This is a genomic window from Rothia sp. ND6WE1A (genome assembly GCF_001683935.1).
GTDB classification, from domain to species: Bacteria; Actinomycetota; Actinomycetes; order Actinomycetales; family Micrococcaceae; genus Rothia; species Rothia amarae.
On record NZ_LXTU01000050.1, the window covers coordinates 1 to 14,341 of the forward strand.

A 14,341-nucleotide genomic window follows, 5' to 3' on the forward strand; every position below is an offset into this window, starting at 1 on the left:
ATCCAATCACCAGCAAAGGAATCACGATAATGAGTGAGCCCAAAGTAAAAGTACCTACGGGGTAATCGAAACCAATCAGCACCAATACGCCTGCAAGGAACACTAGAACAATCCAGTCTGTAAAAGGTGCGCCAGGCATTCGGTAAGCAGGTCGGGTGTAAACGCCCTGTTTGCTGAGCGAAACAAACTTCATGTGCGAAAGCACAATAGTTGCCCAGCTGGAAATGATACCCAGCGAAGCAATGTTCAACACGATTTCAAAAGCTTCCTTGGGAACAAAGTAGTTTAGAACGACCCCGAGAAAAGCTACACAAGCAGTCAGCAGAATACCCCCGTAAGGAACACCATTGGTGGACACGCGCTGAGCGAATCGAGGAGCCGAGCCAGCTACGGACATGGAATGCAGGATACGACCAGTGGAGTACAAACCAGCGTTCAAAGAAGACAGCGCAGCGGTAATAACAACCAGTTCCATGATGGGAGCTGCATAGTCCACCCCAATATGAGAGAAGAAGGTCACGAAAGGTGACTCATCAGCAGAGTAAGCAGTGTAAGGCAACAGAAGGGTCAACAGAAGAACCGAACCAACATAGAAGATAGCGACACGGAAAATTACCGTGTTAATCGCCTTAGGAATTACCTTACGAGCATCCTGGGTTTCGCCGGCAGTAGTGCCGACCAATTCAATAGCTGCGTAGGCAAAGACAACACCCTGCATAATAACAAGAGCTGGAACAATACCGTTGGGAAAGAAACCACCATTATTGGCAATGAGATGGAAGCCGGTTTCTGATCCTGTAGGAGTACCAAAAATAACGAAGTAACAACCCACCAGCAAGAAGGTAACCAGTGCGGCGACCTTCACCAAAGCGAACCAGAATTCAAGTTCACCGAACACCTTCACCGAAATCAAGTTCAGGGACACCACCAGGAAAATCACGATAAACGCAATCAGCCACTGGGGAATACCCGCAATAAATTCGCTGTACTGACCAAACCACTTCACGTAAATCGCGATAGCAGTGGAGTCAACAATCGACGTCATTGCCCAGTTAATCCAGTAAAACCAACCCGAAACGTAAGCTGCTTTTTCACCGTAGAACTCACGGGCATACGAGACGAAAGAGCCAGAGGATGGGCGGTGGACGACCAGCTCACCCATCGCACGAAGTATGAGGTAGGCGATAATGCCACACAGCAAGTAATCCAAGGCAAGGGCTGGACCTGCTTTTTCAAGACGCCCGCCGGCACCCAAGAATAAACCAGTACCAATAGAACCGCCAATAGCAATCATCTGAATCTGGCGAGAGCCTAGACCCTTGTGAAATCCGGTTTGTTCTTCTTGAAAAACGCTCGGATCATGCGTGCCTTTAGGCACGTGATTAGTTTTCTCAACCACTCGGAGCCCCCCTGTGTAAGAAAATATGAGAATCATGGATAAAACAGAAATGAACCAAAGATATTCTCCCCGTCAGAAGACGAGCATCTTGAGGTATGGGCGACCTAGGCACATTTCAAACCATCAAGCGCCTTGGACTGATTCACCATGCTCAACGAAGTTGTACGAGGGGAAACGTTACATCAGTTTTTCTTACGCAACCGTTCTATTTTTCGCTGTCGCTGAATAATTTTTTTGTGATGTTGGGAAGAACAAATCTGCCGGGCGGCATCATATTCACGTTCCTTCACATGTTCAAATATTTCTTCTTAAGCAATATTTCTACTTCGTATTGACTCAGATTGTCATAGTGCTGAAACACAGAAATATGCAATAAAAAACCTGGAATAACTTGGAAGAACATAGATCGAAGCGGTTTGCTGGAGAGAAGCCTTTAACCCAATTTATTTACTTCAAGGAGATTCCATGGCAGAAAACACTACCTGTATTCAGACCACTCACGTGGGCTCACTCCCCCGCAGCGAACGCCTGCAGAAAGCCAATCGTCAACGGCAAGAAGGAACACTTGCCGAGATTGATTTTCAGAAAATTCTGACGGAAGAAGTGCAGAACGTTGTGACCCAGCAGGTAGAGGTCGGCATCGACATAGTCAACGACGGTGAGTACGGGCACGCGATGGCCCAAGCCGTTGATTACGGTGCATGGTGGCACTATTCGTTTGCCCGCACAGGAGGACTCGAACTCATTGAAGAAGGTAATCCGGTCAATGAAGTTTTCCGTTCCACCCCCGGCAATCTGAAATACACCACTTTTGGCGATCGCCGGGACTGGACTAAATTCCACGATTTTTACGCCACAGAACTAGATCTCGGAAACGACCCAGATCGGTCGTTCCCTGTAGCAACCTCAGCGATTTCTTATGTTGGGCAGGATGCCGTTGCCTCCGACACCTCCAACCTCAATACAGCCATTCAGGCAGCGGGTGCGCAGGAGGGATTCGTGGCAGCGCTTTCTCCCGGGTCCGCCGCACGCGTAGGAAATAAGCACTACGCCAGCGACAAAGAATTTATCTTCGCTTGGGCAGATGTCCTGAAAGAAGAGTACAAGGCGATTATCGACGCCGGTCTAACCGTTCAAATTGATGACCCCTCCATCGCCGAAGGCTGGGACCAGATCAATCCCGAGCCGTCCGTCAGCGACTACCTGAACTTTATTCAGACCTCCGTGGACGCCCTTAACTATGCGCTGGAAGATTTGCCCCAGGACAAAATCCGCTTCCACCTGTGCTGGGGTTCGTGGCATGGTCCGCACACCACGGATCTCGAATTCAAGCACCTGGCAAAGACCCTGCTATCTATCAACGCTTCGGCATATTCGTTTGAGGCAGCCAACGCCCGCCATGCCCACGAGTGGAAAGAATGGGAAAAGATTGAACTCCCTGCCGGCAAAGTTATCCTACCCGGCGTGGTTTCGCACTCCACCAACGTCGTAGAGCACCCCGAACTCGTTGCCCAGCGCATTGAGCAGTTCGCCTCAGTAGTGGGTAAAGAAAATGTGATTGCTTCTACCGACTGCGGTTTGGGTGGGCGTATTCACCCTGATATTGCCTGGGCAAAGCTACGCTCACTCGGTGAGGGCGCTAAAATCGCGTCCGAGCGTCTGTTCTAATTTAAAAATCCCAGTTAAGGGGACAGATTAAAGCGCCTGACTCAGCTTCTTGCGACGTCAGGCGCTTTTCTTCGTTGTAGAAAGAATCATCTCCCGTAGAAAACCTGTCCGTACACCCTTATGATTAACCTGTACGGGCATGTCTACTTTTCATTGACGGCCTACAACAACACAAGGAACACAGTGGGCAAATACGAACGCGTCTATCAAGACCTCTCCTCCAAAATCGACGATGGCACCTACCCCGTAGGTTCGCTCCTTCCCAGCGAAAAACAACTCACCGAGAACTACTCCGTTTCGCGTGAAACCGCTCGTAAGGCGCTAGCGCTCCTGACTGACCGCGGATACATTCAAAAAATTATGGGTAAAGGCTCCGTGGTAATCAGCCATTCTCAGTACGCTCTGCCCGTCTCCTCTTTGGTGAGCTATAAAGAGTTTGCCCATGCAGCAGGCGCATCAACCCGTAGCGAACTCATTGATTTTTCGGAAACTTTGCTTCCCTTAGCCTCTTTCAAATCCTTAGCGAAGGATCTTCAGTCCGAAGAAACCACCGCGGTTACCCGTTTGCGTTTCTTCGACAACGAACCAGCAATTATTGACCGGGACTACATTCTCAATTCAGTAGTTCCGTCTATTCCGCAAGAAGCCGCCGAGACCTCACTCTTCGAATACTTCGAAAACACCCTCGGGCTTTCCATTGCTTACTCTTCTAAGCAAATCAAAGTAGAACCAGCTCAGGAAAGCGACCGCAAGCTCATGCATCTTGCCAAAGGTGAATACGTTGCAGTCACCACCTCGGTGACCAGCTTGGAAGACACCACAGCCTTCCTCTTCACCGAATCCCGCCACCGCGCAGATAAATTTATCTACCAAGATTTCGCACGACGCCGCTAGGCGCCGCGCAGCTCACCGGATTCGCACGGTGAGACGAGTTGCAGACCTCTCCGGCCTGTAACTTCTCCTTTTAAAAGTAAAAACTCAACAACCCTACAAAGGATCTTTATGACTTTCCGTGACCAGGTAATTTACCAGGTCTACCCCAAATCGTTCTACGACTCCAACGGAGACGGGCTGGGGGATCTTCGAGGCATCATCGAAAAGATTCCTTACATCGCATCCCTCGGCGTAGACATGGTTTGGCTCAACCCCTTCTTTGCCTCCCCCCAGCGCGATAACGGCTACGATGTATCCGACTATTACGCCATCAACCCAGATTTGGGCACGATGGAAGACACTGAAGAGTTGATTTCGACCCTCAAAGATCACGGTATCGGAGTCATGTTCGATATGGTCTTCAACCACATCTCCACCGAACACGAGTGGTTCCAGCGGGCACTCGCCGGTGAAGAAAAGTACCAGGACTATTTCTACATCCGCGAACCTAAGCCAGACGGCTCTTTCCCCACCAACTGGGAATCCAAATTCGGTGGCGAAGCCTGGGCGCCCTTCGGCGACACCGGCAAATACTTCCTCTGCCTCTACGACAAAACACAGGCAGATTTGAATTGGCACAATGCCGACCTTCGCCAAGAACTCTACAAAGTAGCGAACTTCTGGCTGGAAAAAGGCGTACGCGGTCTGCGCTTTGACGTCCTGAACGTCATCGGCAAAAGCGAATTCCTCGAAGACGCCGCACCCGGCATGATCGACAAGCTGCTCTACACCGATACCCCGCGCGTCCACCCCTGGATTCACGAAATGAACCGGGCAACGTTCGGTAACTACGACGGCGTACTCACCGTCGGTGAAATGTCTACCACCACCATCGAAAACTCCATCCGCTATTCGAACCCCGAGAGCGAAGAGTTGGATATGGTTTTCAACTTTCACCACCTCAAAGTGGATTACCAAGACGGTCACAAGTGGACCAAGGTACCTTTCGACTTCCATGTACTAAAGAACCTGCTCAATGACTGGGCAGTAGGTATGCAAGCAGGAAATGGCTGGAACGCGCTGTTCTGGAACAACCATGACCAGCCACGTGCCATCAATCGTTTTGCAGACCCCGTGAATTTTCACGTCGAATCGGCAACCATGCTGGCAACCGTCATTCACCTGTTGCGCGGTACGCCCTACATTTACCAAGGCGAAGAAATTGGAATGGTCGACCCCCAATATATAGACATTGAGGAATATGTCGACGTCGAGGCGCGCAACGCCTACGTCTCCCTCATCGCCGACGGCAAGACGGAAACCGAAGCATTCCAAATTGTTACCTCTAAAGCACGCGACAACTCGCGAACTCCCATGCAGTGGGATTCCAGCGCAAACGCAGGCTTTACTACCGGCGAACCCTGGCTGCGCCCCACTACTTTCAAAACCATCAACGTAGAGCACGAGCAAAAAGAAGGAAAAATCCTTCCCTACTACAAAAAGCTCATCCAGCTCCGCAAAGAAAATCTGCTCATCTCCGAAGGCGAGTACGAGCCGTATGCGCTGGAACACGACACCGTTTTTGCTTACACTCGAAAGTATCAGGGCGAGAAACTCCTCGTCCTCAACAACTTCTACGGCGAAGAAACCTCCATCGAAATCCCCCACGAGTTCCTCAACGGGTACATTCTCATCGGAAACTATCCAGCCCATCAGCTCAGGGATGATTACACGCTCAGACCGTACGAATCCCTAGCCATCAAGATCTAACCCATATAGGCAAAATGCCACCGGAACGAGTTTTAAACGAACCTGTATTGCCATAAGAAAAACAGAAATGAGGCACAGTCATGGCTAAGACTGTATCCGTCCTCGCCCCCATGACGGGCGAGGTTATTCCCATGAACGAGATTCCCGATCCGGTATTCGCCGGCGGAAAACTCGGCAAGGGATTCGGTGTTAACCCCACCGATAACACCGTGGTCTCCCCCGTATCGGGCAAGGTCACCATGGTGGCGAGCACCAAGCACGCCGTCGGCATCAAGTCCGAAAGCGGCCTGGAATTTCTGCTCCACCTCGGTGTAGACACCGTTGAGCTCGACGGCGCTCCTTTCGAGATGCTTCTCGAAAAGGGTCAGACCGTTGAAGCAGGCCAGCGCATTGCCAGCATGAACCTCGACGAGGTTCGTGCGGCAGGTAAGGGCATTACCGCGATTCTTGCTATCACCAATACCCCGAAGTTTGTGGAGGACATTGACGTCCACACCGGTTCGGCATCTGCAGGCGACGTTGCCGCAGAAGTAACGTTGAAGGTCAAGGACGCTCCCGCAGCTCAGAACACCGCCAATGGTGCAGACGCTACCGGCGCAGCACCAACCGGTGCAGCGGCAGGATCAATAGCAGCAGGTGCAGCATCTGGTACCGCAACACGCTCTGAAACCGGTGCACACGCCACCGAACCTATCGAACCCGGCGCCGCTGGCGGCACCGTCGACCCCGCAGTAGCAGAGCGCCCCGCAAACCTCACCGGTTACGATGCCCTCGCTTGGGACATCCTCAACAACATCGGTGGCAAGGAAAACGTCAAAAGTGTTATCCACTGCATCACCCGCGTACGTTTCTACCTCAAAGACAACGACAAGGCGAACGACGAGGTTGTCTCAAACCTCGACGGCGTCATCGACGTTGCTCGCGCTGGCGGCCAGTACCAGGTAGTCATCGGCCCCGCCGTTGAAGACGTATACGACGCCGTCGTTAAGCAGATTGGCGCAGGCAAGGCTGGCGGAGAAACCGAGTCTGCAACAGAACCTGCTGAACGCCCCTCGGGTGTGGGCGGATGGTTCAAGTGGGGCTTCTCCTCGCTTATCGGTGTGATCACCGGTTCCATGATGCCCGTGATCGGTCTTTTGGCTGCATCCGGTGTGCTCAAGGGTCTTTTGACGATTCTGACTCACTACGAACTCGTGAACCCAGAATCCCAAACCTTCACCATCATCAATGCCATGGGCGACGCCGTCTTCTACTTCCTACCCATCTTCGTGGGCTTCACCGCCGCGCGTCGTCTGGGAGCAGACCCGATTATCGTCTCCATCATCGGTGGCGTGTTGGCTTACCCCACTATTGCCGAGCTGGCGAAGGGCGAAGCGACAGGCTCGCTGCTGGGTATCTCTACCAACGCAGAGTTCTTCGGAATTCCTTTCCCTATGGCGTCCTACACCTACTCCATCTTCCCGATGATCGTAGCCGCCTGGTTGTGCTCAAAGATTGAACCGGTTCTCAAGAAGTGGATCCCCGCCGTTCTGCGCATGATCTTTGTTCCGCTCATTGAAGTTTTCGTGGTTTCCACCCTGATTCTTGTGGTTCTTGGACCCATCATCATGTGGATTTCCAACGGAATCGCAGGCGGCATTCAGTGGGTCTACGACCTCTCACCTGCAATTTCCGGTCTGGTCATCGGAGCCTTCTACCAGTGCCTGGTCATCTTCGGTCTGCACTGGGCAGTTATCCCAATTGTTGCTAACGACATCGCATCGCAGGGCCACTCCTACCTGAACGCCATCATCTCAGCAACCATGGTTGCTCAGGGTGCAGGCGCTCTGGCAGTATTCGCCAAGACCCGTAACGAGCAGATGAAGGGCCTCTCCGGTTCCGCTGCCATCGCTGGTTTCTGCGGCATTACCGAACCCGCCATGTACGGCATCAACCTCAAGTACGGTCGCGTTTTCGCGATGGCTTCTGTAGGTGCGGCTGTAGGCGGTTTCATTACCGGCCTGATGCACGTGAACATGTGGGGCTTCACCGGTTCACTCATTGGCTTCTTCAGCTTCGTGAACCCCGATGGTGGTTTCGATCAGTCCTGGACTGGTTTCTGGATTGCTTCCATCGCTACTGTGATTGTTTCCTTCACCCTGGTTTACTTCTTCGGATTCAAGGACGCTGATCTAGACAAGCAGCGCACCGTTGAGAAGAAGCGCCTGGGCAACCGCGAGCCTGTGGCTTAAGGTTTCCGGCCGGCGCCAAATAAATACACAGTTTCAGCAAAAATACATGCTCACGCTTGTACTTTTACTGGAGCTGTGTATTTTTTGGCTCTTTTTCCTGCCGAATTTTCTCCGCGACGTCGCGAATCTGATACATCGTACGGTATGGGTTACGCCAGACGTCGTTCCAATCCACCCGAAAGATACGGTACCCAGATTTGAGCAATTCCCGCTCTCTCAAACGCTCCCCTACGATGATTGCTTCGCGAGGTCCAAACACTTCGTATTTGATATCGCCATCGAATTCGATAATGAGATTCAACTCTTCAACGAAAAAGTCCGTGCGGTACCTGTGCTGATTATGGGTGAACCAATGCTGTTCCTGGTAAGAGAGCTTTAATTGATTCAGAATCAATCGTGTTAACGATTCACCAGCGGATTCCGCACACGCACTCATCGCACGGGCAACTGCATGGACTCTTTCACGGTGAACTCCACGATAGTTAAGCATTGCTTCTCGCAGTATTTCCTGCGGTATTTTGTGTACCCGCAATGCTGAATCAGCTAAAACTACGCCCTCTTCAAAAGAGAGCTGAGTACAGCAATCTATAACGGTAGTCAGCAACGAAGTGAGCTGAGAATTAGATCCATAAAGATTATTCGCTAAAGAGGTGTGTTCTGTGAGAAAAGGATGCTTCACGACATCTTTGCTCGAACCGCGTGAATCCGTTGGACAATAAGTATGGATTTTAGTTGGAACTGTAATGAGAGCCAACGAGTGAAAAACTGCCGCCGACTGATGAGAGAAAACAGGGTTCTTAGCAGTGCGTGAATATGCAATCAGGTGAGCGGCGTATTTTCCCCACGGTGGAAGACTCTGATATTTTTGGGCGTTTATATACAGACCGCGGCGGATATTAAAAAGCTCGCCGTCTCTACGCATCCGGGTTATTTTACTACGCGTGAGGTTGTGCCAACAGTGAAGGTCTTCAATAGTGTTAATCATGGAATGAATCTCAAATAAATCTGCCATACCCATAGTGTGAAGGATGGAAAAATTCTCCGGATTCATCACCATTGAATGTCTGTGGATAACTAGGATGTTTTTCCTTAATCCACAGACGCTGGTACCTGATGATGCTCAATGAAAGAGCTTTCTTCAAAATCTGAGGGTCTGAAGCAAAGCCCCCCCATAGAAAAATACACAGTTTCAGTAAAAATACATGCTCGCGCTTGTACTAATGCTGAAACTGTGTATTTTTTGAAGAACCTTACCAGCGAAGCCTCCTACGTAAGCTTCTGGTCCACCCAATCCTTGGCCGCGGTCGTCGGGTTAGCCTTTTCTTCCCCGGACACCCTGTCATTCAAAGCAATGAGATCTTCGGTTTTGAGCAGGGCAGACACCTCATTGAGCACATCCGCAGCAGCCACCGAAACCTGCTTGGCATTCACCACGGGAACAACCTGCTGAGCCAAGAAATTATTCTTAGGGTCCTCTAGCACCACAAAGTTATTCTTCACAATCGCAGGGTCCGTGGAGAAAAGATCTGCCGTCTGCACCTGATCGTCGATGAGCGCCTGCACGGTCAGCGGGCCACCGCCGTCGTTAATCGGCGAGAATTTAGCCGGCTCAAAACCGTAGTTCTTTTTCAGCCCCGGCAAACCATAGGAACGCTCGGCGAACTCAGGAGGACCACCAAGAGTAATCTCAGAGCTATGCGCGGCAAGGTCTGCAATAGACTTCAGCCCAAACTTCTGCGCAACCTCAGAGGTAACAACCAGTGAGTCCTTATTCTCCGCAGGAGAAGGATCAAGCACCGAAAGCTGATCGGAAAGAGCAGAAGGAAGAGCTTTCATAATCTCTTGGGGAGTCTGCGCCTTGGTCTGCGCATCAAAGTAGAGTAGCAAGTTACCGCTGTAATCAGGCACAACCCCCACGGTTCCTTCCTGCAACGCCCCAATATACGCCTCACGTGCGCCAATGGCGGGGCGGGTTTCTGCCGTCAAACCTCGTTTGTTCAACGCCGCCGCATAAATTTCCGCAATAATCTGAGACTCCGTAAAGTCTGCCGAACCAATGACGACGGTGCTGTCAGTTGAACCGGAGCCGAACGCCGTCTCGCCCGAGAGCCCACACGCCGAAAGCGCAAGGGTTCCAGCACCAATACCTGCCAACCCCAAGAGGTGGCGACGATTTATATTCACAGTCATGGGTTTTCCTATCGGGTTCCAGGAGAAGTCAGGGCGCGCTGAATGAGCGCAAGAAGAGCATCGACGACGAGCGCCAGCACAGCTACTAGCACCACGGCGGCAACCATGCGGGGGTAGTCACGCACAGCAAGACCATCAATGAGATAGCGGCCAAGACCGCCGAGGTTGATATAAGCCATGATGGTGACCGTAGCGATAACCTGCAGCGTAGCGTTACGAAGACCGCCAAAAATCAGAGGTGCGGCGAGAGGCAGTTCCACGCGAGTGAGAATTTGCCACTCGGTCATGCCTTGGGCGCGTGCGGCGTCCACGGTAATAGGATCGACAGCGGCGATACCCGAGTAAACACCCGCCAGGAGCGGGGAAATAGCGAGAATCACCAGGGCGATTACCGGAGCGGTCAGTCCCAGCCCCATCCAGAGGGCAAAGAGGGTGAGCAAACCCAGGGTGGGCAGAGCACGCAGCGCGCCGGTTACACCGACCACAATGTTCTCGCCCTTTCCGGTATGCCCTACCCAAAGCCCGATCGGGATAGCAATCAAAGCAGCAAAGAAAAGAATCAGACCGGAGTAACCCAGGTGTTCTAACAATCGCTGGAAGATACCGCCGGAGTCAGTCCACGCGCCGTCGGCAGTGAACCATGCCCATGTTTTGTCAAAGATGTTCATGCGGTCCTCCAGCGGGTGAGGAAAGAGCCCAGTAGGGCAAGAAGTCGGTCAAGTACCAGCGCCAGCAACACTGTTGCCACGATGCCGGTGATAATTTCTGCAGGGAGGTCGCGGCGAAGGCCATCGGTAAATAGGGTACCTAGCGACTGGATACCAATCACAGCACCTACCGAGACCATCGAAATGTTAGACACCAGCGCCACTCGCAAACCCGCAATCATGACGGGGACGGCGAGCGGTAGCTCCACTGCCCAGAACCGGCGGGTGGGACGGTACCCCATAGCGGTTGCGGCCTCAAGAGTCACCGGAGAAACCGAGTCAAAAGCATCTACCGCCGAGCGCACCATCATAGCGATGACGTAGAGAGTCAGCGCCACGTAGACGTTGAGTAACGAGGTAATCGAGGTACCCAGCACCAACGGCATGAGCACAAAGAGCGCTAGCGAAGGGATGGTGTAGAGCAGCGCCGCCGAGTTAATAACCAGACCGCGGCGTAGCTTGCCTGCGCCGGTGGTGCGCTCGGTGGAACGACCGTCTCTACGGCGTCCCATAGCAAAACGGGCAATAGGAACCGCAATAATAGTGCCAATAATGACCGGGATGATTGACTGCAACAGATGTAGCGCAGTCAACTCCCCCACATGTTGAAGGTTAGATTGGAGCCAATTCACGCCGAGACTCCGTAACGGTTGAGGCGCTCTCGTTCGGTGGCTTCGAGAACGTCGTCAGATTTCAACAACCCCAGAACCTGTCCCTGTTCATTGACAGCCACGCCCCAGCCCGAGGGTGAAGAGAGAACCGAATCAAGGGCATCACGCAGCGTTCCGCCCTCTACGAAGAGCGAACCTCCGGGGATGACGCGGTCGTCAATGCGCCAACCCGCCGGGCGTCCGTCTTCAACGTTGAGTTGCCACTGCTGCCAAGGGGTTTGTTGGGCGTCCAGAGGGTGAATAGGAACGTCTGCGCCAGATGCAAAGGTCAGACGACGCATACCGCGGTCCCGCCCGACGAACGACGCCACGAAATCATCGGCAGGTTCACGCAGAATTTCTTCGGGTGTTCCGAACTGGGCGATACGGCCGCCACGAGCAAAAACAGCAACGTAATCCCCCAGCAGGATTGCTTCGTCCATATCGTGAGTCACGAAGATGATGGTGCGACCCAGCGTACTCTGCAAACGCAACAGCTCTTTCTGAAGATCGGCTCGCACCACGGGGTCAACGGCGGAGAAAGGCTCGTCCATGAGCAGAATCGACGACTCAGATGCCAGCGCACGCGCCACACCCACACGCTGCGCCTGACCGCCCGAAAGCTGGGAGGGGTAACGCTTAGCGAACGACTCATCAAGACCGACGGTATTCAGCAATTCCAACGCCTGGGACTTCGCCTGACGTGCAGAAACACCATTCAGGCGGGGAACCGTGGAGATGTTATCAACGATCGTGCGGTGCGGCATCAAACCCGCCTGTTGCAAAACATAACCCATAGAACGGCGAAGCTCATGGGCAGGACGCGCCGTGTTGTCTTCACCATTGACCAAAATAGTGCCACTGGTGTGCTCGACCATGCGGTTAATCATGCGCAAAGAAGTAGTTTTACCGCAGCCCGATGGACCCACGAAAACAGTAATTTTTCCCTCAGGAATACTCAAATTTAGGTTATCCACGACGGTATTATCACCGTACGTTTTGAAAACCGATTTAAACTCAATCGCGTTGTTGAGAACTGACACGGGGATCCTAACGTTCTGTTCAGTATTGCACTAAGAGTAAAGGGTGAATCTGAGAAGTAAAAGAAAGACGACTTATAAAGAAACAAACTTCATATGAAGTACATTCCCGAACGAGTTGATTGTCCCAGCTCAATCGCCTGGTCAACCGCCTGGGCAACTTTTCCGCTTCTGACCAGCTAGGTTACCGTTTCTAAATCTCCGACGAGCGCGCGGTCTTCTTCGAGTAGCGGTATCGCGCGTCGAACCTTGGCATACACTTTGGCAGAGCCAGCGCCTAGGGGCAGCCCCTCCATAATCTTGTAGAGCAGAAAGATTCCCTGTGCAGACATCAGCAGAAGGATAGCCAGTAGCGAGTCCAGACGCCGCCGACCCCCAATTCGCTTCCTGCTGAGAAACCCCGCAGGAGGCGGCCAATGTACTGCCACGTAGCGGCAGTGATCCCGCACCAGATGGTCTTGCCCTCTTTGAAAAGTTCATAGAATTTGTTTTCGTTCGCCCAAACTTCCACTGTGTTGTTGACGGCAGACATCACCATGGGCGCTACCGGGTGAGTGTCCAAGACGGCAACGGGGCGGCCCGTCTGCAGAATCAAAATCTGGTCTTCGCAAATGGTCTTGAGTGCATCCACAACCTGGTGGAAAGCGTCCCAGTCTCGGGCAGCTTTGCCGATAGAGGCATAGATGACGAAGCCAAAGTGGCGCTCTGGGGTGCATTTTTACACCTCAGAACGCCACTTTTACCGTGCCTTAGAGCTCTACTTCACGGCGTCCTTGATGGTATTAACCACTCCGCGCGCCGCGGTGATTCCGGCGTTGATGTAGAACATTTCATCATCTACCTGAATTGCCTTCTTATCAGCGACGGGCGCCAGGGTTTCCCACAGTGCCTCACCTGTGAGAGTGGAGGCGTCACCGCCCTGCACGCCGTAGAAAAGCCAGTCGCCGTTTGCCTGGTCCAGCTGTTCGGAGCTGATATCCTGCGAGGTCTTAGCGAACTGCTGGGTTTCGGGGCGAGCCAACCCAGCGTCTTCACAGATTGATCCCACGAAAGAGGAAATACCCCAGATACGAATGCGATCTGCGCTCTGGCGCAAGAAGGAGAAAGTAGTGGAATCTTCCACAGAATCCCCCAGCTCCTGAGCAGCTTTCTGATAGTCACCCATCGCCTGCTGAGCGCGGTCGGTATCGCCAATGGCAGCGGCTACTAGCTGAAAATCCTGCTTCCAGTTCACACCGGTTCCCTCGGTTACCACAATCGGGGCGATAGCAGAGAGGGACTCATAAATGGACTCATCATCTTGGGTGTTGTTGAGCAAAATGAGATCAGGTTGAAGATTTGCAATGGCCTCTGTATCGGGAGCGGTGCGCTTGCCTACGGTTTTGATGGCGTCCAGTTCTTTAACCTGATTGGAGTAGGCGTCACGAAGGTATTGGGGCACGACGTCGGCGTCTTTTGCTGTAGTTGCCGCCACAGGTACAACGCCAAGAGCCAGGACGTCATCTAGCTGACCAGTTGCGATAACCACAATTTTCTCTGGTTTTTTATCCAGCTTTGCTTCGCCCCGGAAGTGCTTGACGGTGCGGGGGAATTCTCCCGACGCCGCAGTGGTGCCCATGCCATCTGGAAGGGCAGAGGGGGCGGGAGCTGCCGGGGTATTCTCCGCGGTGGAAGAAGAATTGTTAGAGGAGGCAGAATCGGTGGAGGAACCGCACGCTGTCAAAGCTAGGGAGGCAACTCCACCTAGGAACGCTCCGCCTAGAGTGCGGCGGGACATTGAAGCTGAGGAAATCTTTTCGAACGAATACATAAA

Annotated in this window: 13 protein-coding genes; 4 read left to right on the forward strand and 9 right to left on the reverse strand. The window is 52.7% G+C overall.

The window, feature by feature from the left end:
- Positions 1 to 1,399 (reverse strand): amino acid permease (locus A7E48_RS05975; protein WP_068170802.1); only part of this gene is annotated, 1,399 nt, incomplete at its 3' end.
- Between the two features lie 465 nt (positions 1,400 to 1,864).
- Here A7E48_RS05975 and A7E48_RS05980 point away from each other — a divergent pair.
- The 4 genes from A7E48_RS05980 (at position 1,865) to A7E48_RS05995 (ending at position 7,941) form a co-directional block, all read left to right on the forward strand.
- The gene (locus A7E48_RS05980) at positions 1,865 to 3,067 is read left to right on the forward strand and encodes a cobalamin-independent methionine synthase II family protein (protein WP_068170805.1); all 1,203 of its coding nucleotides are present in this window, start codon (positions 1,865 to 1,867) and stop codon (positions 3,065 to 3,067) included.
- A gap of 183 nt (positions 3,068 to 3,250) precedes the next feature.
- Positions 3,251 to 3,961 (forward strand): trehalose operon repressor, encoded by a 711-nt coding sequence (gene treR, locus A7E48_RS05985; RefSeq protein ID WP_068170808.1) that lies wholly within the window; start codon positions 3,251 to 3,253, stop codon positions 3,959 to 3,961.
- Positions 3,962 to 4,069: 108 nt separating this feature from the next.
- A complete protein-coding gene (treC, locus tag A7E48_RS05990; RefSeq protein ID WP_068170809.1) occupies positions 4,070 to 5,710 on the forward strand; it encodes an alpha,alpha-phosphotrehalase in 1,641 nt (546 codons plus the stop codon).
- Between the two features lie 80 nt (positions 5,711 to 5,790).
- Positions 5,791 to 7,941, forward strand: coding sequence for a PTS glucose transporter subunit IIABC (locus tag A7E48_RS05995; RefSeq protein ID WP_068170812.1), 2,151 nt, complete (start codon positions 5,791 to 5,793; stop codon positions 7,939 to 7,941).
- 64 nt (positions 7,942 to 8,005) lie between these two features.
- On the opposite strand, the gene A7E48_RS06000 is transcribed toward A7E48_RS05995, so the two are convergent.
- From A7E48_RS06000 to A7E48_RS06030, 8 genes are all read right to left on the reverse strand, one after another.
- Positions 8,006 to 8,953: a hypothetical protein gene (locus A7E48_RS06000; RefSeq protein ID WP_186303185.1), complete on the reverse strand. Its 948-nt coding sequence runs from the start codon at positions 8,951 to 8,953 to the stop codon at positions 8,006 to 8,008.
- Positions 8,954 to 9,207: 254 nt separating this feature from the next.
- Entirely contained in the window at positions 9,208 to 10,131 is a 924-nt protein-coding gene (locus A7E48_RS06005) for an ABC transporter substrate-binding protein (RefSeq protein WP_068170817.1), read from the reverse strand.
- An 8-nt stretch (positions 10,132 to 10,139) separates the two neighbouring features.
- Positions 10,140 to 10,799 carry an ABC transporter permease gene (locus tag A7E48_RS06010; protein WP_068170820.1) on the reverse strand — a complete coding sequence of 220 codons (660 nt, stop codon included), beginning with the start codon at positions 10,797 to 10,799 and terminating at the stop codon, positions 10,140 to 10,142.
- Complete coding sequence (locus A7E48_RS06015; protein WP_068170822.1) at positions 10,796 to 11,470, reverse strand: ABC transporter permease; 675 nt, start codon at positions 11,468 to 11,470, stop codon at positions 10,796 to 10,798. The genes A7E48_RS06010 and A7E48_RS06015 overlap by 4 nt, the downstream gene beginning before the upstream one ends.
- Positions 11,467 to 12,531, reverse strand: a complete 1,065-nt coding sequence (locus tag A7E48_RS06020) for an ABC transporter ATP-binding protein (RefSeq protein WP_068170826.1) — start codon at positions 12,529 to 12,531, stop codon at positions 11,467 to 11,469. Before A7E48_RS06020 ends, A7E48_RS06015 begins: the two co-directional genes overlap by 4 nt.
- A gap of 176 nt (positions 12,532 to 12,707) precedes the next feature.
- On the reverse strand, positions 12,708 to 12,860 hold the full coding sequence (locus A7E48_RS11150; protein ID WP_158004406.1) for a hypothetical protein: 153 nt from the start codon (positions 12,858 to 12,860) through the stop codon (positions 12,708 to 12,710).
- Positions 12,860 to 13,213, reverse strand: a complete 354-nt coding sequence (locus tag A7E48_RS06025) for a hypothetical protein (protein ID WP_083147231.1) — start codon at positions 13,211 to 13,213, stop codon at positions 12,860 to 12,862. Before A7E48_RS06025 ends, A7E48_RS11150 begins: the two co-directional genes overlap by 1 nt.
- Before the next feature lie 72 nt (positions 13,214 to 13,285).
- Positions 13,286 to 14,338 (reverse strand): iron-siderophore ABC transporter substrate-binding protein, encoded by a 1,053-nt coding sequence (locus A7E48_RS06030; protein WP_141669393.1) that lies wholly within the window; start codon positions 14,336 to 14,338, stop codon positions 13,286 to 13,288.
- Positions 14,339 to 14,341 lie beyond the last annotated feature (3 nt).

What these genes read in the sequence shown, in the direction of transcription:
- A7E48_RS05980 (WP_068170805.1), top strand. Translation starts at nt 1,865, where the DNA reads ATGGCAGAAAACACTACCTGTATTCAGACCACTCACGTGGGCTCACTC.
- treC (WP_068170809.1), top strand. Translation starts at nt 4,070, where the DNA reads ATGACTTTCCGTGACCAGGTAATTTACCAGGTCTACCCCAAATCGTTC.
- A7E48_RS05995 (WP_068170812.1), top strand. Translation starts at nt 5,791, where the DNA reads ATGGCTAAGACTGTATCCGTCCTCGCCCCCATGACGGGCGAGGTTATT.
- A7E48_RS06000 (WP_186303185.1), bottom strand. Translation starts at nt 8,953, where the DNA reads ATGGCAGATTTATTTGAGATTCATTCCATGATTAACACTATTGAAGAC.
- A7E48_RS06005 (WP_068170817.1), bottom strand. Translation starts at nt 10,131, where the DNA reads ATGACTGTGAATATAAATCGTCGCCACCTCTTGGGGTTGGCAGGTATT.
- A7E48_RS06010 (WP_068170820.1), bottom strand. Translation starts at nt 10,799, where the DNA reads ATGAACATCTTTGACAAAACATGGGCATGGTTCACTGCCGACGGCGCG.
- A7E48_RS11150 (WP_158004406.1), bottom strand. Translation starts at nt 12,860, where the DNA reads ATGTCTGCACAGGGAATCTTTCTGCTCTACAAGATTATGGAGGGGCTG.
- A7E48_RS06030 (WP_141669393.1), bottom strand. Translation starts at nt 14,338, where the DNA reads ATGTATTCGTTCGAAAAGATTTCCTCAGCTTCAATGTCCCGCCGCACT.